The sequence below is a fragment of the Pleionea litopenaei genome (genome assembly GCF_031198435.1).
Lineage (GTDB): Bacteria > Pseudomonadota > Gammaproteobacteria > Enterobacterales > Kangiellaceae > Pleionea > Pleionea litopenaei.
Genome location: NZ_CP133548.1, coordinates 2,104,427 through 2,127,573, shown reverse-complemented (window position 1 = coordinate 2,127,573; position 23,147 = coordinate 2,104,427). Strand labels below are relative to the sequence as shown.

The 23,147-nt window shown below is 45.7% G+C and carries 22 protein-coding genes; 8 read left to right on the top strand and 14 right to left on the bottom strand.

Translation table 11 applies throughout. The annotated features are described in order from the left end of the window. Positions 1–55: 55 nt before the first annotated feature. Together Q9312_RS09595 and Q9312_RS09590 are read left to right on the top strand one after the other, a co-directional pair. A complete protein-coding gene (locus Q9312_RS09595) occupies positions 56–415 on the top strand; it encodes a hypothetical protein (protein ID WP_309204398.1) in 360 nt (119 codons plus the stop codon). 99 nt (positions 416–514) lie between these two features. Then, a complete protein-coding gene (locus Q9312_RS09590) occupies positions 515–886 on the top strand; it encodes a MaoP family protein (protein WP_309204396.1) in 372 nt (123 codons plus the stop codon). Here the strand turns inward: Q9312_RS09590 and Q9312_RS09585 are convergent. From Q9312_RS09585 to Q9312_RS09570, 4 genes are all read right to left on the bottom strand, one after another. Beyond that, a complete protein-coding gene (locus Q9312_RS09585) occupies positions 883–1,320 on the bottom strand; it encodes an ATP-dependent zinc protease family protein (RefSeq protein WP_309204395.1) in 438 nt (145 codons plus the stop codon). The genes Q9312_RS09590 and Q9312_RS09585 overlap by 4 nt on opposite strands. 12 nt (positions 1,321–1,332) lie before the next feature. Continuing rightward, on the bottom strand, positions 1,333–2,379 hold the full coding sequence (locus Q9312_RS09580) for a succinylglutamate desuccinylase/aspartoacylase family protein (RefSeq protein ID WP_309204393.1): 1,047 nt from the start codon (positions 2,377–2,379) through the stop codon (positions 1,333–1,335). A 26-nt stretch (positions 2,380–2,405) separates the two neighbouring features. Next, the gene (rimK, locus tag Q9312_RS09575) at positions 2,406–3,311 is read right to left on the bottom strand and encodes a 30S ribosomal protein S6--L-glutamate ligase (protein ID WP_309204392.1); all 906 of its coding nucleotides are present in this window, start codon (positions 3,309–3,311) and stop codon (positions 2,406–2,408) included. A 70-nt stretch (positions 3,312–3,381) separates the two neighbouring features. Beyond that, positions 3,382–3,864, bottom strand: a complete 483-nt coding sequence (locus tag Q9312_RS09570) for a YajQ family cyclic di-GMP-binding protein (RefSeq protein ID WP_309204391.1) — start codon at positions 3,862–3,864, stop codon at positions 3,382–3,384. A gap of 248 nt (positions 3,865–4,112) precedes the next feature. On the opposite strand from Q9312_RS09570, the gene Q9312_RS09565 reads away from it, so the two are divergent. After that, on the top strand, positions 4,113–6,023 hold the full coding sequence (locus tag Q9312_RS09565) for a DUF885 domain-containing protein (RefSeq protein WP_309204390.1): 1,911 nt from the start codon (positions 4,113–4,115) through the stop codon (positions 6,021–6,023). Between the two features lie 117 nt (positions 6,024–6,140). On the opposite strand, the gene Q9312_RS09560 is transcribed toward Q9312_RS09565, so the two are convergent. From Q9312_RS09560 to Q9312_RS09530, 7 genes are all read right to left on the bottom strand, one after another. Further along, positions 6,141–7,589: an aldehyde dehydrogenase gene (locus Q9312_RS09560; RefSeq protein ID WP_309204389.1), complete on the bottom strand. Its 1,449-nt coding sequence runs from the start codon at positions 7,587–7,589 to the stop codon at positions 6,141–6,143. Between the two features lie 13 nt (positions 7,590–7,602). Then, positions 7,603–8,394, bottom strand: a complete 792-nt coding sequence (locus Q9312_RS09555; protein WP_309204388.1) for an SDR family oxidoreductase — start codon at positions 8,392–8,394, stop codon at positions 7,603–7,605. A gap of 214 nt (positions 8,395–8,608) precedes the next feature. Further along, positions 8,609–9,847, bottom strand: a complete 1,239-nt coding sequence (locus Q9312_RS09550) for a methyl-accepting chemotaxis protein (protein ID WP_309204387.1) — start codon at positions 9,845–9,847, stop codon at positions 8,609–8,611. 156 nt (positions 9,848–10,003) lie between these two features. Beyond that, positions 10,004–11,278 carry a glutamate-1-semialdehyde 2,1-aminomutase gene (gene hemL, locus Q9312_RS09545; RefSeq protein WP_309204386.1) on the bottom strand — a complete coding sequence of 425 codons (1,275 nt, stop codon included), beginning with the start codon at positions 11,276–11,278 and terminating at the stop codon, positions 10,004–10,006. 48 nt (positions 11,279–11,326) lie between these two features. Beyond that, entirely contained in the window at positions 11,327–12,349 is a 1,023-nt protein-coding gene (locus Q9312_RS09540) for an aspartate carbamoyltransferase (protein WP_309204385.1), read from the bottom strand. Between the two features lie 78 nt (positions 12,350–12,427). Beyond that, positions 12,428–12,850, bottom strand: coding sequence for a CopD family protein (locus tag Q9312_RS09535; protein WP_309204384.1), 423 nt, complete (start codon positions 12,848–12,850; stop codon positions 12,428–12,430). A 2-nt stretch (positions 12,851–12,852) separates the two neighbouring features. Beyond that, a complete protein-coding gene (locus tag Q9312_RS09530; RefSeq protein WP_309204382.1) occupies positions 12,853–14,604 on the bottom strand; it encodes a chloride channel protein in 1,752 nt (583 codons plus the stop codon). A 187-nt stretch (positions 14,605–14,791) separates the two neighbouring features. Between Q9312_RS09530 and Q9312_RS09525 the strand changes: the two genes are divergently transcribed. The 3 genes from Q9312_RS09525 to erpA all read left to right on the top strand — a co-directional run bounded on the left by Q9312_RS09525 (position 14,792) and on the right by erpA (position 16,725). Continuing rightward, positions 14,792–15,490, top strand: a complete 699-nt coding sequence (locus Q9312_RS09525; RefSeq protein ID WP_309204381.1) for a DUF6776 family protein — start codon at positions 14,792–14,794, stop codon at positions 15,488–15,490. Positions 15,491–15,588: 98 nt separating this feature from the next. Next, positions 15,589–16,101, top strand: coding sequence for a bactofilin family protein (locus Q9312_RS09520; protein ID WP_309204380.1), 513 nt, complete (start codon positions 15,589–15,591; stop codon positions 16,099–16,101). Positions 16,102–16,338: 237 nt separating this feature from the next. After that, entirely contained in the window at positions 16,339–16,725 is a 387-nt protein-coding gene (gene erpA / locus Q9312_RS09515) for an iron-sulfur cluster insertion protein ErpA (RefSeq protein ID WP_309204379.1), read from the top strand. A gap of 38 nt (positions 16,726–16,763) precedes the next feature. Here erpA and Q9312_RS09510 read toward each other — a convergent pair whose 3' ends face one another. Together Q9312_RS09510 and Q9312_RS09505 are read right to left on the bottom strand one after the other, a co-directional pair. Continuing rightward, on the bottom strand, positions 16,764–17,885 hold the full coding sequence (locus Q9312_RS09510) for an anhydro-N-acetylmuramic acid kinase (RefSeq protein ID WP_309204377.1): 1,122 nt from the start codon (positions 17,883–17,885) through the stop codon (positions 16,764–16,766). Between the two features lie 13 nt (positions 17,886–17,898). Further along, positions 17,899–19,335 (bottom strand): peptidoglycan DD-metalloendopeptidase family protein, encoded by a 1,437-nt coding sequence (locus Q9312_RS09505; protein ID WP_309204376.1) that lies wholly within the window; start codon positions 19,333–19,335, stop codon positions 17,899–17,901. A gap of 336 nt (positions 19,336–19,671) precedes the next feature. Between Q9312_RS09505 and tyrS the strand changes: the two genes are divergently transcribed. Next, on the top strand, positions 19,672–20,868 hold the full coding sequence (tyrS, locus tag Q9312_RS09500) for a tyrosine--tRNA ligase (RefSeq protein ID WP_309204374.1): 1,197 nt from the start codon (positions 19,672–19,674) through the stop codon (positions 20,866–20,868). 118 nt (positions 20,869–20,986) lie between these two features. Continuing rightward, on the top strand, positions 20,987–21,430 hold the full coding sequence (locus Q9312_RS09495) for a thiol-disulfide oxidoreductase DCC family protein (protein WP_309204372.1): 444 nt from the start codon (positions 20,987–20,989) through the stop codon (positions 21,428–21,430). A gap of 167 nt (positions 21,431–21,597) precedes the next feature. Here the strand turns inward: Q9312_RS09495 and Q9312_RS09490 are convergent, their stop codons facing one another. Next, positions 21,598–22,803, bottom strand: coding sequence for an NHL repeat-containing protein (locus Q9312_RS09490; protein WP_309204371.1), 1,206 nt, complete (start codon positions 22,801–22,803; stop codon positions 21,598–21,600). Positions 22,804–23,147 lie beyond the last annotated feature (344 nt).

Here is a 23,147-nt window from a genome sequence, read left to right as displayed (position 1 = left end):
CTTACCTAGCTTTGCTCCTATATTCCAACGCAAATTAATCATTTGGAGAGTTTCCATGAAAGCCTTAGTAATCAGTGCATTATCTACATTTGCGTTATTGTCTGCGTCGTCAGTGACCAGCATGGTTGAAGCAAATGATGATGGTCATGATTTGGTCAAAATTGTTTGTCAAAATACGGGCAGTAAAGTTGGACTAGAGAGCAGCGGCTTAACCAAAATGGTTGAGCAGTGCGGTCAAGCTTTAGCAGGCAAAATGTTCGACTCAGACAGTCCTTTGAGTGATGAAGATGCCGAAGCGATTGAAAGTCGCTGTATCGACGAAGCTCAAGAAGCCGGAGAAGAACAGTTTGATGCAATGTTCGATCGTTGTGCCAGTCGTGAAGCGATTGCTGCGTTGCAGGGCTTGGCTCAGTAGTCATTAAATTAATTTATCTTAACGATAGAAAGTATTTGTTAAACATTTGTCGTTAATTTTGTTACAAAGCGCAGAAATGACCACACGGAGAACTTGGCAATGCAATCACGAGAATTTTTTGTAAATCGTCGATTTTTTGATGACAAGCACTTCCCTTACGGCTTTTCAAGGTCTGGAGACTTCACATTTGATGAAGTGAAGGTGTTAGAGAGTCATGGGGTATTATTTCGTGCCCTGTCGGCCGGTATGGTCGGTGATGCAAATGACGACGATCAGCACTTTTTAGATGTGATGGCGGGAAAAACCCCTGCAAGTAGTTTAGCTGAGAAAGCTTGGTTAAAATATTTACAGCGGTGTAATCGCGCTCCTGTGTGGTTGACCACAAGGCGTTTAGCCGACGAAGCTGATATTGAGTTTGAAGCCGATGACGACGAAGTTGATGACGACTTCGAAGAAGCCGTCGAAGCTTAACTCAGCGATTGCGGTTTAAGAACATACTCTAGCTCTGGGTCGACAACTAAGCGGCCGATCATGGCCTCGCGACCCAGTAGCATTAAGTATGTCATTCCTGAGCGATCGGTCAATGTTAACTCAATGGTCCAACGCTCGGTTCCCATAACGATGTCAGTATCGATAACGTAGCGGTTTTCTTTCGTCGCATTTGAACTTTTGATGGTTCGAATGGCTTTTACTTTAGCCTGACGGCGCACAATAACATCGACGTGATGATAATCTGGATGTATGTCAAAGCTCACCCATAAATCTTTGCCTTTATCGAATTCTTGAATGTTGTCGACATGCAACGATGAGGTTTTGGCCCCCGTATCGACACGCACATGAAGGTCGGTAATTTCTAGTTCTGGTAAGTGACAGCGCTCAATAACACCAACAGTCTGTTTCGGCATAACACGTTTCCTCTATCGATCAAGCAATGGCTCGCTAGGTAGGTCCGTTGAACCTAGGTTGTTATGAAAGCGTTCGATGTGTTCGACCACCGACTCTTGAGCCTTATTAACATAAGCAATGTGGTATACCGCCTCACCTTCGTGTACCAGCGGAATATTCTGCTTGCCAATAATAATTCCGGCGGTGTGTGACTTAATGTTATCAATGACGTCACCAAACGGGTCCTTGATAACGGCAAGCACATCACCTTTGTTGACGAAATCGCCAAGTTCCCGTTGATGCATAACAAATCCGCTATCGGGTGCTCGGACCCATCCACTTTCTCGGGCAATAAATGGCTTTATGGGTGGTTTTTTGCTGCTTCGTTTACTTAGCATTTCGAGATGACGCATGACATTAATAATCCCTCGGTACCCTGCTCGAATACTGACTTCATCGAAGCGTAACGCTTCACCGGCTTCATACAATAAAATAGGAATGCCCAGTTCATTGGCACTTTCGCGCAACGAGCCATCGCGAAGGTTGGAATTAATTAATACTGGAGCGCCGAACGCTTGTGCCATAGAAAGCGTTTCTTTATCGTCTAAATTCGCGCGAATTTGCGGTAAGTTGCTGCGATGGATGGCACCCGTGTGTAAGTCAATTCCGTAGTCACACTGCTGGACGATTTCCGTCATGAATATATGAGCGAGTCGGCTGGCCAGTGAACCCTTTTTACTGCCCGGAAAGCTTCGGTTTAAATCCCGTCGGTCAGGAAGGTAGCGATCAAGATTCAGTACGCCGTAAGCATTGACCAGAGGCACTGCGATCAGTGTACCGCGCAAATTTTTGACACTTTTACTGTTAATTAGCCGGCTAATGATTTCGATGCCATTGAGCTCATCGCCGTGAATGGCTGCACTAACAAACAAAGTTGGCCCAGGTTTTTTACCGTGTTTAATGTACACAGGTAAAAACATACTCGTATCTGTGTATAAACGAACAATGGGAATCTCTAGCTTTCGAGTTTCACCCGGAAGTATCCGTTGTTCGGCTATGACCAAAGCGTCTCGGCTCATATTTAATATCTACTCTGAAAAGTTGACTAACCTTTCCCTTTCGTTCGGGTGCTGTTTGGTTTCGCTGACTTTTCGATGAACTCGAAAATTAACTTGGCCACGTCTTTGCCTGTAGCCGTTTCTATCCCTTCTAAGCCAGGGGATGAGTTGACTTCCATAACCACGGGACCACTATTGGCACGTAAAATATCGACACCACAGACATTCAATCCCATGGCTCGTGCTGCTTGAACTGCGGTTTTTCGCTCAGTTGGCGTCAACTTGATGAGCTCTGCGCTGCCTCCTCGGTGTAGGTTGGAGCGGAACTCTCCTGGTGCCGCTTGACGCTTCATGGCCGCGACGACTTTATCTCCGATGACCAGACAGCGTATATCAGCACCTCCGGCTTCTTTAATGTACTCTTGAACGAGAATATTCGCTTTCAATCCCATAAAGGCTTCGATAATACTCTCGGCCGCTTTTCGAGTTTCAGCGAGTACGACGCCGATACCTTGAGTACCTTCGAGTAATTTAATCACCACAGGTGCTCCACCGACATTTTTTAATAAGTCGTCAATTTTGTCAGGGTAGCGAGCAAAGCCTGTTCGAGGCAAGCCAATCCCCTTGCGAGACAACAGCTGCAAAGAGCGCAATTTGTCTCGTGAACGACTGATGGCCACCGATTCATTGATGGAGAAGGTTCCCATCATTTCAAATTGGCGTACCACGGCCGTGCCGTAAAAGGTTACTGATGCGCCAATACGCGGAATGATTGCGTCGTATTTCGGTAAAGCTTCACCGTAATAGCGCACGGCGGGTCGGCTACTGGTTATATCCATGTAGCAGTGCAATGTGTCAATGATGTCTACCGTATGTCCGAGCGCTTCACCGGCTTCTTTCAAACGTCGTGTGGAGTAGAGTTTTTCATTGCGCGATAAAATAGCAATTCGCATAAGTTAGTCCTAAACCGTATGGTTGTTAGTAGCTCAATGCTTAATTAAAAATGCCTATTAAGCGTGGCACCTAGTCACGAAAGTTGTCAAATTGGAAAGGTTGGTCCAGCTCGGCTTCACGCACCACCGCCATGGCGGCTTGTAAATCGTCGCGTTTCTTTCCCGTGACGCGAACTTTGTCGCCTTGAATGGAAGGCTGTACTTTAATTTTTGAGTCTTTGATGAGTTTGACGAGCTTTTTGGCCACGTCTTTATCAATGCCTTGAATAAAAGAGACTTCTTTGAAATAAGATTTGCCTACATGTTGAATATCGCCACTTTTTAAACTGCGTGGGTCGATTTTTCGTTTGGTACAATTATTTCTTAAAATTTCCATCATTTGTTGTACTTGAAAGTCGCTTTCACACACGACTTTGACCGAGTCGTCTTTGAATTCAAATTTTGCCTCGACATTTTTAAAATCGTATCGCGTATCAAGTTCTCTATTTGAGTTTTCAACCGCATTACGAATTTCAGTAGCTTCGATTTCAGTGATTATATCGAAAGAGGGCATAAGCAATCCTGTTGTCTAATTTTTTATACTTTACATGAGTTTACCATGAGTAAATTGAGCCGAGCAAAACTTAACAGCCTTTGCTAATTTGGCTAACCACCGCAATAATCAAGTTTTCTGTTATCTCAACCAGTGTTAGAGTGTGCGCATAACCTATTCGAAGTTTAGTCTGGTGAGTCACATTATGGATGAACTTTGAATGCATAAAAGCACTCGAAAAGTAGACAACTAATAGCAAGGAACTTGACATGTTAGGAAGAAAATCGGTTGCCCCGTTAGCCATGGTCATGGCGGGTTTAATTCTAACCGCTTGTGGCGACTCTGATTCCGATAAAACAGATGCACAGCAAGCAGCGAAATCGTCGGAGGCTCAGGCCTCGGCTGCGACAGTGCCGACAGTTTCCAACGAACAATTACCTCAGTTATACGCGCAAGCAAAACAAGTATTGTTTGAGCACCGTCCTTTGTCAGCAACTCTGTATGGGTTGCAACAAGAAGACACCGGGTATTACCACAATAATCAGCTAGAGAGCTTTACTCCAGAGGCTGAGCAGCAGTTACGTGAAAAATTACGAAAGCTGTCGATGGATATCAAGCAGGCAAGTAGCGAGGGTATGTCACCCGAGCAACGTGATGATCAGCGAGTGATGGCGAATATCATTCGTTACTACGCGGGACATCAAGATTTTCCAGTAGGTTACATTGATGTTTGGATGGGGCTGTCCCCTTTTATTGTTAACCAAATCAATGGTCCTCTAATCGATACGCCAAGAACCATGCAAAGTGATCAAGCGATCACCGACGAGCAACAAGCACTTGATTACATTGCACGATTAGCCAATTTTGATGAGTTTGTTGGGAGTGTTGAAGCGAAATTTAAAGCGGATATTGCGAGAGACTGGGTTCCGCCTAAAGTTGTTTTGAAAGGCGCGGTTCGCTACTTCGATAACTTTTTAGCACCGGTACCCTCGGAGCATCCATTGGTAGAAAATTTTATCGCCAAAGTTAGTCGCATTGAATCGATTCCTCAAGACAAGCGCGACGCGTTGATTGCCGAAGCCAAGCGACAAGTCGAAGAGGTGGTTTATCCTGCCTATCAGTCCATCGCCGAACTCACGCGGAAGCAACTTGATAGCGCGCGAGACGACGCTGGTATTTGGGCGCAGCCGAATGGAGCTGCTTACTACCAAGATGCTATTCAACAACTGGGTGACAGTGAATTGAGCGCCGAAGTGATTCACCAGAAAGGGCTCGACGAAGTCGCTCGTATCAGTAAAGAAATGGATGCAATTTTACGTCCTCTCGGCTACAAGAAAGGCAGTGTCGGTGCTCGAATGGCCCAGTTGAATGAAGAGTCGCGATTTTTATACGAAGACTCTGAACAAGGGCGTGCTCAATTACTCGCTGATTTGAATGGCTACATCGCCGAAATCAACGAAAAAATGGCGCCATTATTCCGTACCAAACCACCCTACGAAGTAGAGGTTCGAGCGTTTCCTAAAGACATCCAAGACGGTGCTCCTGGCGGACAATACACTCCCCCAGCGGTTGATGGCTCAAAACCAGGCATCTATTGGATCAACTTGCGAGATATGAAAGCCAATCCAAAATTCAGCTTGAAAACGCTCACTTACCATGAAGCGAACCCTGGCCATCATTGGCAAGTGGCACTCAACCTAGCGCAAGACGATCTCCCATTTTTACGTCGAATCGCTCCGTACAATGCTTATGTTGAAGGTTGGGCATTGTACTCCGAGTTGGTAGCGAAAGAGATTGGTTTGTATGAGCAAGATCCGTTTAGTGACTTAGGACGATTACAAGCAGAGCTGTTTCGAGCCGTGCGCTTAGTTGTTGATACTGGCTTGCATCACAAACGTTGGACTCGTGAACAAGCCATTGAATACATGGCAGAAACAACCGGCACCGCCCGTTCAGATGTGGTTGCCGAGATTGAGCGCTACATGGCTTGGCCGGGACAAGCGCTGGGTTACAAAATGGGCATGTTAAAAATTCTTGAACTTCGCGATCAGGCTAAGAAAGAGTTAGGAGACAAGTTCGATTTGGCTGAGTTTCATGACTTAGTATTACTAGGCGGCGCGGTACCTATGTTGGTACTTGAAGATAAAGTGCAACGCTGGGTGGCTGAGAAAAGCCAATAAATCCAACATAGGCTTCGCGGCAGGCTATTAGAGTTTCCCCATCGATTGTTTCATTCGATGGGGAAAACGTTTTTTATCGATGAGAGGCTCTCTCTTTATTGATGAAGAATATGCTTTTTAAATCGAGTACTTAATGCAGACGTTTTTCGGTTCAGTAAAAAAGCGCAGGGCTTCTAAGCCGCCTTCACGGCCGACACCCGAGGCTTTCATTCCCCCAAACGGTGTTCGTAAATCACGCATTAACCAGGTGTTGATCCAAACGATGCCAAAGTCGAGTTGTTTGGCAAGTTGATGGCAGCGGTTAATGTTCTGGCTCCAGACAGATGTCGCCAAGCCATACTCTGTACCATTGGCGAAAGATAGCGCTTCGGCATCTGTATCAAACGGTTGAAGGGTGCATATGGGACCAAAAATTTCTTCTTGATTGGTGCGACAATTCAAAGGTAAGTTTTCGATGACCGTCGGTTCAACAAAGTAGCCATCGGCGCAGCGACCAGACAGTTGATGACGGTTGCCACCACACAAGATATTTCCACCTTCTTGCTTGGCGAGATCGATGTATCCCAATACTTTTTCCATATGAGCCTTAGAGACTAACGCCCCGAGTTGCGTCGATTCTTCTAACGGGTCACCAAGCTGCATCGCTTTGACACGCTCGACAAAGGCTTTTTTAAAGCGATCGTAAATGGGTCGTTCAATATAAATTCTTGAGCCGCACAAACAAATTTGACCTTGATTGGCAAAAGCCGCGCGCACCACATTATCGAGGGTCGTTTCAAAGTCGCAGTCGGCAAAAACCAATGTAGGATTTTTTCCGCCAAGCTCTAGCGAGAGCTTTTTAAACATGGGCGCTGCCGTTGCAGCGAGGTGTTTGCCTGTGGCAGTGCCGCCAGTAAAGCTAATCGCTTTAATCGCTGGATGCTCGACGATTGCTTGGCCGATGCTTGGGCCACGTCCATGCAATATATTGATGACACCGGCAGGAAATTCTATCTCTTGGCACAACTTAGCGAATAGGTAAGCCGTCATTGGCGTAATCTCTGATGGCTTAGCGATCACCGTATTCCCTGCGGCTAATGCTGGTGCTATTTTCCAAGTGAACAAATACAGAGGTAAGTTCCAAGGAGAAATGGTCGCAACCACACCGATAGGATCGCGCAACGTATAATTAATCGCTTCATTGCCCATGCTGTGACTTTCGCTAGAAAACTGAGTACAGGCATTCGCGAAAAAGCGTAAATTGGCTGCTGCTCGATAACTGTCGACCGTGCGAGCAAAGGCGATGGGCTTTCCATTATCAATGGCTTCTGCCCGAGCCAAGGTTTCACTGGCTTCCGCAACGGCGTCGGCCAACTTTAATAGCCATTGAGCACGCTCCTCGAGTGGCATATCACGCCATTGAGGCAGCGCCTTTTGCGCTGCTTTAATGGCAGCATCAAGATCGCGTTGGTCAGAATCTGGGATGCTCGAATAAACTTTTCCCGTGGCCGGCTCTGGGTTATCTAAATAAGCACCAGAGGCTGGCGGAAGCAATTCGCCATTAATATAATTTTGTAGCATTTCCATAACCAGTTCTCTTTTATAAGCAGGTCGTACGGCCACCGTCGACGGGAAGATTGACACCGCTGATGTAAGCCGCAGCCGGCGAGGCAAGAAAACCGACGGCGTTGGCAAACTCGCTTGCTTCTCCGAAGCGACGTAGAGGAATGATCGATTGCTCCATTGCGGTAACTTCGTCGATGCTTTTATTCAGCTTTTTAGCTTTGTTCTCGATGATGGCCTCTAAACGTACGGTATTGGTCGCGCCGGGCAATACATTGTTAACGGTGATGTTATCAGGGCCTAGTTCATTGGCTAACGTTTTAGCCCAATTAGCCACGGCTCCACGAACGGTGTTAGAGACACCTAAGTTGGTTAAGGGTTGTTTAACCGAGGTCGAAATCACATTAATGATGCGGCCGTATTGGGCTTGCCGCATTCCAGGTAAACACGCTTGTAATAGATTGTGATTATTAATTAAGTGCTGTGAAAATGCCGCTACGAAGGCATCGCTTTCTGCTAAATGAGCAGGTCCAGGCGCGGGTCCGCCAGTATTGTTGATCAAAATTTGATACTGATTGCCTTGATGAATGTGCTCGTCAATGACCCGTTTAACTTGGTTTGTGTCAGAAAAGTCAGCGACCAATAGTTGATGTTGTTGTCCTGCAGCGGAGTCTAATTCACTCAATACCTGCTCAAGTTTGTCTTTATTTCGCGCAAGTAAGGTAATGCTGGCTCCCTGCTGAGCGAGCTGCAAAGCGATAGCGCGACCAATACCTTGGCTGCTACCACAGACAAGTGCATGTTTTCCGGTAAGCTGTAAATTCATCATGAGCTTGGATCCATTGTTTAAAGTTGCAGATTTATATTCAAAATTTGAATGGTTTAACTGCTTTTACCTAGTTGTTGACTGAAGCAACGAAAAAACTAAGCAATCGCGAATTAAAGTGATGCGGCATTGTGAATGAGTTGTACGGACAATGTAAAGAGGATGGTCGCTGATCCGCGGAGATGCTCGTTTCTAATTGTTGATTGGTAAGTTCAGGCTAGAACAGCTCGATATCGGCACTGGAGTTTGATGAGTCCGTTGCCGGGGTCTCTTTATTTTCGAGTTCATTGGTGACTTTGCGAAATTGTTGAACTTGCTCGTCCAGCGAGCCAGAGTAAACCATTAAGCCCTGCATATGCTCAATTAACTGGCGAATTTTGCTGTTGGTATCACCAGAGAGACGTTCAATTGTCTCGCCGATGGTCGTAATATTTTGCGTCGCGTCGGCTTGATGTTGCGATGCATTGGCTATTTCGCGAGCCATTTCATTGATGGTGTCAATGCTCGTGACCACTTGTTTCATCGAGTCTTGAGTATCTTTGAGGCTGTCGAGCATGGTAAAAGTAGTCGTGGCTGCCTGATCGATTTGCTGCATCAGCCGAGCATTCAAGTCGCGATTTTCACTAAGCTCGCGAGTAATGGCCTCAGCCGATTGTTGGGTTTTTGCGGCTAAATTTCTGACCTCGTCGGCAACGACTGCGAAACCTCGCCCAGCTTCACCTGCCCGTGCCGCTTCAATGGCTGCATTGAGTGCCAGTAAGTTGGTTTGATCGGTTATGGTCTTAATCATGTCGACCATATTAAGCATGGATTGGCTCTTTTCGCTGAAGCCACTCATTTGCTCTTTCAACGCATTCATCTGTTGACCCATTTCAACGGCAATTTCTGACGTGTTGGTCATCAGTTTATGCCCATTGGTACTTGCTTGATGGGCAACACTCACCGCGCTAGCCGCGGAGTCAGAGTTTTGTGCAATTTCGGCACTCATCAATGAAACTTCTTTTACCGATTTGATTGTTAAGCGGCTCAGGTGGTAGCTGGTTTGGGTATTGCCAGTAAGACCAGAAATTTCCTTCTCGGCGTCTTTAATTTTGTTGTTAACCAATTGAGCAACTTGACCGACATCCATGAGCAGGTTTTGCATATTGTTTAACATTTTATTGAGGTGTACGGCTAAGGCGCTGAATTCGTTGATACCTGAAATAGTGACTCGTTCTGTGAGTGATGACTTGCCCGATGTGATGTTATCGAGAATGGTCGCGATACGTTCAAAGTGTGAGTACTTAGTGCGAAAGTAATAAAAAGCTAAGCCCAGCATGGCAATCAACAAAATAGCGCTGCCAATGAGCAGTAACCAAGGTGTGTTGTCAGAATAGAAAATCAGGCCACTGAACAGTGCAATATTGTTAATAAGAAGCAGCGCAACAGCAAGATAGATACGGGCTTTGAAATTCATTCAGTGCCATGGTTATTAGTTTTATCGGTCTAATAGGTATAGCTCAACTCGCTAAGATTCACAATTGATCTGAGTCATCAATGAGTACCTTAAATAAGTCGCAGCCCACTTAGAGTGAGTAGGCTGCGTAGGCCGATATCGCTAAAAGAGCGCTAATTACAATTGTTGAAAAGCGCGTTTTGCGGCGTCTAATGTAAAGCTTAAGTCGTCTTCATTATGAGCTTTTGAGATGAATCCCGCTTCAAAAGCGGATGGGGCTAAGTAGACTCCTGCATCGAGCATGAGATGGAAGAAGCGTTTAAACCGCTCAAGATCGCCCTCTGCCACCTGACTAAAACGTTCGACTTTTTTCTCTTGAGTAAAAAACAGGCCGAACATACTGCCCACATGGTTGGTCGTAAAAGGAATCCCGGCTTGATCGGCGAGTGACTGAAGACCTTGTACCAAGTTGTCGGTGTACTGATAAATTGAATCGAAGAAGCTTGGCTGCTGCATAAGTTTTAAAGAGGCTAGTCCAGCGCTCATCGCAACCGGATTACCCGAGAGTGTTCCTGCTTGATAGACGGGGCCTGCTGGGGCTAAATGCTGCATGACATCGCGGCGCCCACCGAAAGCGCCCACCGGCATTCCACCACCAATGACTTTTCCTAGCGTGGTTAAGTCTGGCGTTACATTGTAGAGCTGTTGTGCCGATCCTGGACCGACTCGAAAACCACACATCACTTCATCAAAAATGAGCAGTGCTTTATGGTTATTGCATAACTCTCGTAAGCCTTGTAAGAAGCCTTCGGCAGGAGGAATGCAGTTCATGTTGCCAGCGATCGGCTCTAGGATTATGGCGGCGACATCGTCTCCATACTGCGCTAGCAATTGATGAACACTGTCTAGGTCATTGAAGGTCGCCGTTAATGTATGCTTTGCAAAGTCAGCAGGCACGCCAGGCGATGTCGGCTCACCTAACGTCAGCATGCCGCTTCCGGCTTTGACCAATAAGCAGTCGGCATGACCGTGGTAGCATCCTTCAAACTTAATAATTTTATCTTTACCTGTGAATCCTCGTGCGAGGCGGATGGCCGACATGGTCGCTTCGGTACCCGAATTGACCATTCTGACTTGCTCAATACTCGGGATCAAGTCGCAAACCGCTTGAGCCATCGCAATTTCAATTTCCGTGGGTGCGCCAAAACTCAACCCATTGGCTGCAGCATCAATGACGGCTTGACGGATTTCAGGATGATTATGCCCGTGAATCATTGGTCCCCACGACAGCACATAATCGACGTAAGCTTTCTGCTCAGTGTCGAAAACCTTAGCTCCGTCGGCGCGTGCGATAAATACCGGATCGCCACCAACACCATTGAATGCGCGAACAGGAGAGTTAACGCCACCAGGGATATAGTGAGCGGCTTGTGCAATAAGAGATTCAGTCATAATTGTTTGCTTTTGTTGAGTGTTAATGTCGGGGTGTAAAACGTTGTTTTAAGATTTTACTGAATTCAAGCCCGGGAACCAATTGACCGCTCGTTCGTATTTAGACAGTTGGTCTTCAACGCCCAAGATACACGCAAACAAAGCCATTCGGACTAAAATGCCGTTGTCAGTTTGGCGAAATATCGCCAGACCTGGTTCGAAATTTAAGTCGTTGTCGAGTTCGTTGGCGTCGTTGCGAGAGTCTCTAGGAAGAGGATGCATAATGACAGCCTTCGGCTGGCAGTGCTCAAAGTAGACTTGTTTATTGAGTCGAAAATATCCGCGATATCGATTGGCTTCGGCTTGGGTTGCGAAGCGTTCTTCTTGAATTCGAGTTTGATAAATAACATTAGCCGATGGCAAGCCGTCGTCTAACTTGTCGCTTATTTGTACTTGATGACCCGCATTTTCAAGCATATCAACGTATTCGGTTGGCATGGCTAACGCTTGCGGCGAAACCAATTGAATTTTTAAGCCTCGGTAGAGCGATAATAATTGGCACAAGGAATGAACGGTACGACCATGTTTCAAGTCACCGAGCATGGTTAGGCTCAGATCTTGGATGCTTTTACCTTGCGTGGCGAGCTCTTTTTGAATCGTGTAAAGGTCGAGTAGCGCTTGCGTAGGATGCTCATTTGGGCCATCACCACCATTAATCACCGGAACACGACTCCCAATGGCAAACTCTGCGGCAGAACCCGCATCTGGGTGGCGCATGCAGATGATGTCGGAGTAGCCAGACAGCACTTGTGCGGTGTCGTAAAGTGATTCGCCCTTGGCCAGCGCAGAGGAAGAAAGGCCGGTGGTCTCGCGTACTTCGCCACCCAGCAGGTTAAATGCGCAGCCAAAGCTCACGCGCGTACGCGTGCTAGGCTCGAAGAACATGTTGCCCAAAATAGCTCCCTCTAATACGCGGGTCACCTTTTGTCGCCCAGCGTAGGGACGCATTTGGTCAGCTACTTGAAACAAGTCGTTAATTAATTCGAGGTTGAAATCTTTAACCGAAAGTACGTGTTGGCCTTTTAGAATCACTGGTATTCCTTAAACAAAGTGCAGAGCGTTTAAAAACACCGCTATTTTAAGCTGTTTTCTTAGCAATGTCTGCTGCTGTTAAAACGGTTTAACAACGGCCAGTATGACCGCTGCAAAAAGCACCAGTACTGGAGCCTCGTTATAGAACCGAAAAAACACATGAGACTTATTGCAAGTGCCTGCGGCTAGCTGCTGGCGGTAAAAGCCGCAGCTGAAGTGGTATCCAATCAGCAGCAATACTAACGTCATTTTGGCGTGAAACCAGCCCGCTGTAGCAAGGTAATCCCAATTGAGATAGGTCATCCACCCGCCGAAGATGATCGTTAGGATCATAAATGGCGTGGTAAAGCGGTACAGTTTTCGTGCCATCACATTCAAATGCCGCTTCACCTCATCGGACTCAGTTAATTGAATATTGACGAAAATTCGAGGTAGATAAAACAGCCCTGCAAACCAGCAGACCATAAAAATTATGTGGAGCGCTTTTGCCCAAAAATACATGTTTAGCTCGATTTTTTTATAGGTTTGTAAGTGTAATAAGACTCTAATCGTTTGCGTGTTACGACACCGTAGATTTTTTCGGTGAGCGGAGCCGTTGTTCGAAACACATAAGCCGCGTCGGTATTATCGCGCTCAAGGCTGTCGAGAACTTCTTCGAGTGTTGCTTGTAAATAGACGGCTGAAACGTTTTGCCGTTCCGCCGGTATTTTGAGGAGATCGAGGCTATCGGGCATCGGCTCTTCTCGGCTTTCGAGCTCCACCATAAAACGAGCAAGATCATTACCCGACATTAAGTACACGGGAACATTATCTTCTCGAATTAGAATCCAGCGAGGTTGGTTTTCTAATATTTGCGCGACATCTAACAATCGAATATTGCGGTCATGCACAGCGACGGATCGGTCCATTGCCCCGGCGACGGCTACTCGACGCAAGAACTGGGTAAGCGGGTTAAATTTAAACTCCATACCTTTCGCTTTCATTAAGCTATGAAAGATCGACTGTTGCTTGAACACTTGTGAGACCATGAGGTTGGCGACAACCACCGAGAACATCCCTGGTAAGATAATGCCAGGGTTCGAGGTTAATTCGAGTAAAGCCATGAGCGCTGCCAGCGGAGCTTGCAGTACCGCACTCATCATGGTGGCCATGCCGACCATGGCGTAAAACGGATAGGAAGAGGCATGCTCTGGAAAAAATAAGTTACCAATAAAGCCAATGATTGCTCCGGCCATCGCCCCCATAAAAAACGATGGTCCAATGACCCCTCCAGGCATCGACATGCCAGAACAGGCAACCGTCGCAAAAAACTTCGCAACCAAACACAAGACCAGCAGCATTAGCCCATACTCACCGTGCAAACTAGCATTCACCGAGTCGTAACCGATGCCCATGACTTGGGGTATTCCAATGGCAATAAGGCCAACCGCAACGCCCGATAAACTGCATTTTATCCAGACTGGCCAATGGAAAGTCTTACGCGTAACGGCAGTGGTTGAAGCAATGAACAACGATGCGAAGCAACCAATGATCACACCCATGAGCAAAAAGTAGGGCATTTCCCACAATGATGTGAGCTCAAGTGAAGGAACATCAAAGGCGACAGCATGACCGAAGACCATGCGCGAGAGAACGGCACCCATAACCGATGCCAGTATGATCGGGATGAAGCTGCTGATGGTGTACTCCATCATGATTACTTCCATCGCGAAAATAACGCCCGCTAAGGGTGTGTTGAAGCTGGCACTGATTGCCGCGGCAGAGCCACAACCCACCAATGTTCGAATGCTGTTATTGGGTAATTTTAGTTTTTGGCCAAGCCAACTGGCACTTGCGGCGCCTAAATGTACGCCTGGGCCTTCACGACCAACCGACATACCAGACGCCAGTGACAAGCCACCAACAAAGAACTGCACAAAGGCATTTTTTAGCGACAGGTAGCCTTGGTGAAAAGCCATACGCTCGAGAACGTGACCCACGCCCACGGAACGACGATGCTTGGATAATTTTTGTAAGAAAACGCCGACTAACAGACCACCGATGATTGGCATACCAAGACGAAGCTCCCAGGGTAACCCTTCAAAGTCTCCGGCCTCGGTTTTAGGATGCCACAAGACGATGCCACTCTCGGTAAATAATCGAAATAAAATATTCGATGCGCCTGCCAAAATACCACTGGCAAGTCCCACCAGCGCTAGCAATAGCAGTGAATCTACAGAACCGAGCCGAAGTCTTAAAGAGTCAATGAATGACATGCGTTAGCCAATGCCCTTTTGGTATTATTTTGTGGCAATCACAAGTTTTACTTGAGGAATGCTTCTGCGATTCATTATAGTAGGTAACGCATTGATTTGTAGAGTAGAATTTCGCAAATCGACAGAAGTTTAATATGTTATTCCCGGATCTTAGACGGGAAAAGTAATGGAAAGATGTATCTAGATTATGACCTCTGAACTGATCGTAACCAAACGGCGTGGTGCTACTTGGTATATTTTGTGGGCGCTGGTTTTCTTGGCGGTGGTGATCGCGGTATTTTTTATCGGTCGTGCTGACAGTCGACAAGCTAGGCTTGAACTTGAAGAAGAGCGCAGCGTGTTGTTACGGCAAGTCGAAGAGTACGAAGAGCGAATAGGGGAGTTAGAGCAAACGAATATTGTTCTGCAAAGTGCAGCACAAGTCGACGCGCAAGCGAGCGAAGAAATTATGGATACCATCAGTCGCTTACAACAAACCATCGATGAACTAGAGACGGAGCTGTCTTTTTATCGCGGTATTATGGCACCAGAGCTAGATTTGAAAGGATTGCAAATTGCTTCTCTCACGTTAAAGCCGCTTCAAACTACCGATAAAGTCTCTTTTCAGCTGGCTTTGACGCAAGTAAAGACTCACACCATTTTTCTGAAAGGCGACACCAAAATAACCGTATCGGGCACGTTAAATGGTGAAGCTAAAACGTATGATATTACCGAGCTAAGTGAGCTATCGGACAGTGACTTACGCTTTACGTTTAAGTATTTTCAGAATCTTTCTGGTGAGTTCTCCTTGCCAAATGGTTTCACACCGCGCAAAGTGGTGGTATTAGCTAAAACCTCAGGCCGCAACGCGCAAGAAGTTACGCGCGAATTTGATTGGACAATTTAAATTACGTATGAAGTGTGATGTAGCTCCATGAGAGTCGGTGTTAATCAGTGTTACAGTGGCGCCATTTTCGAGGCTACTTTTAAAAGGTAAACGACGCTATGTTTGGCAAAAGTAAGAAAAATAACAGCAAGGTTCGAGCAAAAGCTGGGGCAGCAGATACTTTAATTACCCGTGATACGAAAATTACTGGAAATATCCAGTTTAAAGGCGTGTTGTACATCGATGGTCATGTGGTTGGAGATATTGCTGCCGACGAAAGTGAAATGTCGTTGTTAACCATTGGTAAGCACGGCGTTGTCGAAGGGCAAGTGGATGTTCCGCATGTGGTTATTCTTGGCCGTGTTAAAGGCGACGTATACGCCAGTGAGCATGTCGAGCTAGAAAGCTCTGCGCATGTTGAAGGCGATGTTTATTACAAGCTGATTGAAATGTCGATGGGTGCCGAAGTTAACGGTAAGCTGGTGCATCGTGAACAAAAGCTACTCAACCATGATAAACCACGAGACAAAGCGGCTTCGACGACGAAAGCCAAGCCTTCAGAGCGGTCAGCAACCTCTTCTGAGGCCAGCGATGCAAGTGAAGCGGTAAAAACACCATCGAGTGTTTCTTAGAATCATTGGTTTCAAGGCTTGAAAAGGGCTTGAAGGGCACCAATAAAGCTTGAGATAATGGGTGAATCGACGTACCGAGTAGATCTGGGTACGTCTCTCTTCGGAATATCCGTAATATTTTTATTAAAATGATATTGTTTTGAAAAGGTACTGTTTTAAAAAGGTACTGTTTTGAAAAGGTACTATCTTGAAACCGCACTGTCTTGAAATAAGACTATCTTAAAATTGAGTGATTCGATGTCTGAACCAACTGATTCCATAAACACAAGTAATGCTGACGTAAGTGAGGCTATTCCTGCTTTGCTAGAGGTTACCTCTGCAGCCAGCTCAAAAGTCAAAGAGTTGCTTGAAGATGAAGATAATCAGTCATTGCGACTTAGGGTGTATGTGACCGGTGGTGGCTGTTCTGGGTTTCAATATGGATTTAAATTCGATGATTACCTGTCGGATGAAGACACCCAAATAGAAAAAGACGGTATGGTACTCTTGGTCGATCCTTTATCTATTCAGTATTTGGCCGGGTCGACCGTAGACTACATTGATGGTCTTGAGGGTGCACGATTTGTTGTGAATAACCCCAATGCAACCGCAACCTGTGGATGCGGTGCTTCCTTCTCGATTTAAGGGTCCGTTACACCTTCATTATTTGAGAGTTAAACGTTTTAAGCTTGGTAAATACCGCCTAAGAGTAAAGGTCGGTCGGCACCAGTCACGCTCGTATAGTCAAGTCTTTCGCCTTTGATACGTTGTCTAGCTAGCCAAGCAAAGGTCGCAGCTTCAATAAAGTCGCTGTCGATGCCTTGGTGACTCAAGCCACCGATTTTGGTTTGTTTGGGCAAATGATGTTTAATACGCGCCATCAAATACTCATTGTGAAAGCCTCCTCCGCACACTAATAAGTTGTCACAGCTGCCAGGGAGTCGTGAAATGCCTTCAACAATGGTTATGGCCGTTAACTCACACAAACTGGCTTGAACGTCCACCGCGCTTACCGGATCTGCGCCTTTAAGCTTTTGTTGTAGCCATTTGGCATCAAAATATTCACGCCCAGTACTTTTCGGGGCTCCCATCTTAAAGTAAGGGTCGGCGAGCATGTGCTTTAACAGTTCTTCATGCACTTTACCGCTTTGAGCCCATTGACCGTTTTCATCAAACTTTTGTTCTTGGTGATGTTGTATCCAGTAATCCATTAAAGCGGATGCAGGACCTGTATCGAATCCTTGAACGGCTCCTCGGTTTTTGGGTAACCAAGTGATGTTAGCTATTCCACCGAGATTTAAGATGACTTGGTTGTCTTTATCGGAGGGCATTAGCCATTGATGAAATAAAGGAACCAGCGGCGCTCCTTGTCCTTTTGCTGCCATGTCCATGCGGCGAAAGTCGGCGACGACAGGGCGACCAGTATTCAATGCGATAATGTTAGGGTCTCCGACTTGTAATGAGAAGCGGTTGAGCCCTTGTGGGCGGTGTCGTAAAGTTTGCCCATGACTTCCAATGCCGGAGACTTGAGCGATGTCTATGTCGGCGTGCTGACAGATAGCCGTTGCAGCGGCGGCAAAAAGTTGGCCGATCTGATTGTCTAAATGCCCAAGTCGATCGATCCTCTGGGCTGCGTGATCGGCTGCCGGCTGTGACAAGTGTAGTATTTCTTCTCGGACCGTATCGGGATACTCGAAAGTATTGGCTGCTAAAGCCGTTGTTTTGTCATCTTCAAAGGCGAGAACGATAGCGTCGATTCCATCGGCAGATGTTCCAGAAATCAACCCTATATAAATATCCTGCATGCTTATGTCCCGTTTATTGACCCACCGCAGTGGTTTGAAATTTTTGATACGACTCTAAACTTGCTAAGAGCGACTGGGTTTGTTGTTTAAACCGTTCACGTTCCGATTTAGCTACAGGCAAGGCCTCGGGTAGCTTGACGGTCCGTGGATTCCGATGGACACCGCCCACTAGAAACTCGTAATGCAGATGCGGGGCTTCCGCTAATCCGGTCGCACCGACATACCCTATCACTTGTCCTTGCTTAACGCGCTTACCATTACTAACCGCGCGCCGTGACATATGAAGGTATTTAGTGACGATGTTATTGCCGTGCTGAATAAAAACGTATTTACCATTGTATTTATTGCTCGATGAAGCAATGACCTTACCGTCACCCGCTGCTAAAATAGGCGTGCCGGTTGGGGCTCGATAGTCAATACCTCGGTGTGCCTTCCAGCGCTTTAAAATGGGGTGGAAACGACGAGGTTTAAAATTAGAGCTGATGTAAAGAAAGTTAACCGGGGCGCGCAAAAATGCTTTACGCATGCTTTTACCTTCTGGGGTAAAGAAATTATCATTGCCTTGGCTATCGACGTAGCGAACGGCTTGAAAGACCTCACCTTGATTAATGAACTGCGCGGCGACGATTTCACCTTCACCAATATACTCACCATCAAGGAATTTGGTTTCGTAAATCATGGCAAAGCTGTCGTTTTTTCGCACATCTAATACAAAGTCGATGTCCCATCCAAAAATATTCGCTAGTTTAACGATCAGACTGTCACTTAATCCGGCATCTTTACCTGCAGCAAATAATGAGTCATTGATGACGCCAGAAGCAAAGGCTTGGCGAATCTCGATTGGTCGCTTTTTGATTTCAGCGACAAAGTTCTCTCCTTGCTTCTTTATTTGAAGCGTTTCATTAACGGCGATTTCGTAGTAAAGGCCGATCAATTGTTGCTGATGATCGGTTTCAAATAAGAGAGTTTTTCCTGGCCGAATGCTGCGCAAGGTTTTCTCTGCCAAGGGATCTTGGGTTACCCGGTATACATCTCGCGCACTAAACCCTTGCGATTGAAAAATAGCGGATAGAGTATCGCCAGATTTAATATCGACAGAGCGTTGTTTTGATAAGGTTTCAGGGGTGGTTTCGTCACTCGGGCTGAGTGCTTCCACATCGCCTTTCGGCTCTTGCCATTGCAGTGGTAATTCATAGCGAGCTTGTTTACTGGAGGGCTCTGAGCTAACGACGGTTTCTGATGGTTCAGGCGTATTCAGGTTGATTTCGCCTTGAATAGGTTTGACCGGCGGCACGACGTCTTCATCACCTGACGAGAGTGCTAACGCTAGCAAAAATACACCCACCGAAACCGCGGTGATTTCGCCCCATCGGAGTCTTATTCGATGAAGAATCGATATTCCAGCCCGACTGGCTCTAGAAGATTTGGCTTTATAGTCCTGCTTAATCATATATTTTTATAAATACTGTCCCAAAGGGCATACAACTTTTACTGACTTCCGGCTAAAATGTCGCACCAGAATTAATTGGGCAATGTTTGTTCGAGGCGATCATTGTTAATTATTGACAATCGTGTTTAATTTGTCATCAATGAGCTGCCAAGTAACGTCGTGAAGTCAATTAACCATTTTAGATAACAGTTTAACCTAAATTATCTCGCTATGTGGAGTCTAGACCTGAATTGTCAGGAAAGATTGCAAAATCATTCGTAAAAATTTTGATGATTGGCGAACATGACAGCGAAAGAAGGTAAGTAGGTTGGCGAGAAAGCTAGTTAGGAGAGCACAATGAGCGCAAGTATTAACGCTCTTGAAGAGATTAAGCGCGGGGCTGACGAAGTTCTCGTTGAAGAAGAACTGAATGCTTTGGTGGAATCGGGCAAAACGCTACGTATTAAAGCGGGTTTTGATCCGACGGCGCCGGATTTGCACTTGGGGCATACCGTTTTAATTAACAAAATGCGCCAGTTTCAGTTGCTCGGTCACGAAGTTGTCTTTTTGATCGGCGATTTCACCGGCATGATAGGTGATCCAACAGGAAAAAGCGCGACCCGACCGCCGCTAACACCCGAGCAAATTGCTGACAATGCTAAAACCTACAAAGAACAAATTTTCAAAATTTTGGATCCAGAAAAAACCCGAGTCGCGTTTAACTCCGAGTGGTGTGAGAAGTTGGGCGCTGCAGGAATGCTCAAGCTGGCTTCTCACCAGACGGTTGCTCGCATGCTAGAACGTGATGATTTTAAAAAGCGTTATTCAGCCAATCAGTCTATCGCGATTCATGAGTTTATGTACCCATTGGTTCAAGGTTATGACTCGGTCGCTCTCGAATGTGATATTGAGCTTGGCGGTACGGACCAAAAATTTAACCTATTGATGGGTCGTGAGTTACAAAAAGATTATGGTCAGAAACCTCAAGTCGTCATTACCATGCCGTTGCTTGAAGGGCTCGATGGCGTTCAGAAAATGTCCAAATCACTGGGTAACTATATTGGGATCACTGATGCACCGGGAGAAATGTATCAAAAGTTGGTTTCGATTCCAGATAGTCTAATGTGGCGCTACTTTGAGTTGTTATCTTTCCGGCCGCTTGGTGAGATAGAAACCTTGAAGAAAAATGTTGAGCAAGGAGCTAATCCTCGCGATGTTAAAATTGAACTCGCAAAAGAGATCGTCGAACGTTTTCATGGTGAAGAAGCGGCAGCAAATGCACATAAAGGTGCTGGGAACATAATAAAAGAAGGCGAAGTACCAGCAGACTGCCCAGAGGTTACAATCGATCTTGAAGGTGCCGCTCAACTGCCGATTGGAAGAGTGATTAACCAAGCTGACTTAGCTAATAATTCAGCGCAGGCGAAAGATATGCTGAAAAACGGTCGCGTTAAAGTCGATTGGCAGGTAGTCGAACCATCATTAATGTTGAGCGCGGGCAGTTATTTAATCCAAGCCGGTAAAAAGAAAATTGCCAAGGTAACTATTGGCTAGTCACTCAGTGGCCAAATTCTTTAGCGGTTGTTGGTGAACTCAAGAGTATGATTAAAAAGCGTTGGTTATTGACCGCGCTTTTTTTAAATGTACTGCACCGAACGTGAATCGATTGATTTTGAAAGAAGAAAACTCAAAAACAGTAACCCAGATCATTGTCTTTGACGGCCTATGTAATCTTTGTAATGGTTCCGTTAACTTTATTATCAAACGTGATCATCATAATCGATTTAAATTTGCGTCGATGCAAAGTGAGGTTGGGCAGGCCATTATCCAAAGTTATGACGCTGCTAATGTTGGAGTCGATACTTTCCTTTTAATTAAAAATGGTGAAGCTTTTTACCGAACCAACGCTGCGCTTGAAATCTGCAAAGACTTATCTGGACTGTGGTTTTTGATGGGAGTACTTAACATTATTCCACGTTTCTTGCGAGATGCTATCTACTCGTGGGTTGCCAAGCGTCGCTACGCGATTTTTGGGCGTAGGGATGTTTGTCGGGTACCGACTGTCAGTGAACAGGATAAGTTCATCACAACCACGGAAGAGTTAGAGAGGCTCTAGGTCGAGATAAACAAAAAAGCCAGTTAAAAAAAAAGCCAGATAAATAAAAAAGGCGAGTTAAACTCGCCTTGCTGTCACCTTCGAAAAATATTCCAATCGTATTTTTTCGTCAGTCACTAGGTTGGTCGTCGTGCATTTACTTGATCGTTACTATAGGAAGATCGTTACTAATCAATAAAGGCACGACTGAAAATACCGTTGCTATCACCATCTTGTTCATAACTGACCCAAGAAACGACTATGTTGTTGCCATTGAGTCGAATGACTTGTGGAAAGTCTTGATTGCGATTGGTGTAGTTATTTAACTGAATGGTCGAAGACTGTTCACTGCCATCAAGATTAAATGCGCGAGCATAGATGTCGTAATCACTGGTTAAGTAGCTACTCCATGTGACTAGCAAGCCATTATCATCAAACAATGAGTTGAAGTTAGGTTGCCACATAGAGGTCGCCTGATTCACTTGAATAAGTCCACCGGTTGATGAGCCACTTGCGCGATATTTGCGAGTAAAAACGCGCCAATAGTTACCTGCTCCGTAACCTGTATTGAGTTGTGACCAGGTTAAATAATAATCACCGTTAGCTTGGTTCATGGCGACTTCAACGCTGCCTTGAACATGAACACTGGTCGTGTCATAGACTTTTCGAGAGCTTCGCTTTACCGCACCCCCACGATAAAAGTCTTTTTTGTATACGCGCATTTTATTGCTCGCTAAACCACTCCAAGCCAATACAAAATCACCGTTATTTTGCATCGCGACGTCCGATAGCTGATAAATGATTCCTGTGGAAGGCTCGTTACTAAGTTTCAATTGAGGGCTTACCCAGTAGCCAGCAAATTGCAGTTGGCGGGCGAACAAATCAATTTTGTATTGTGTTCGGTTCTGTCCACGCCAAGTCACGGTGACATCACCGCTGTCATTAATTGCAATGCTGTCACCAAAGTAGCGTAAGTTTTGGTCACTGTTGAGTCGAATAAACTGGCCAAATCGAGGGCTTGTATCCGCATTGAAAAGTTGCACATAGGCGTTATCAGCGTCGGTGAAAACGGCTGCAAATTGGCCATACTGATTCATAGCGACATCATTGACGCCAAATGAAGAGCTGCCACCGTTAAAGGTCATTTGAGTCAGTAGGGTTCCGCTGCTGTTATACAAATTGATGTAAGCGTTGTTTAAGCCGCCAAGCGACTCATTATAGCTGACGATATAGTTGCCATTGGCATCCGCCGATGATTTGGGAAAATATTGGTTTCCTGAACTGTTCTGGTTCACTTGTTGCTCAGAACCATTTGCAACTATGTCAGCAAATGCTGGGTTAAAAAAGCTTATAGAGCACAGAAAAATCCCGCTTATAAAGGCGCGAAGTGTCATGGTGTTTTCTCCTTAAATTAAAATTAATCATGATGAACGCTAACTCTTTATCCAAATTAAATTATTAGCGGCGGCAGATTAACGTCGGCGTTAGTGTTAGGCAATATGGAAAATAAAGAAGGTGAACTAAATATAAGGAATAGAGATTTATGTATTATTGTTCGTACAAAAAATAAACAGATGGTTTGTCAGTGATCAACGAAGAAACGGCAAGAAAGCGATCGGTTAACAATGTGTTTTGGTTCACAGACGACTTTTGGTTGTTTCTAACATGTTGATATATTTAGCTTTAATTTTTATTGTCCGTTTATTGATAACGCTTGGCCGGCAATTGATAGGGTTAT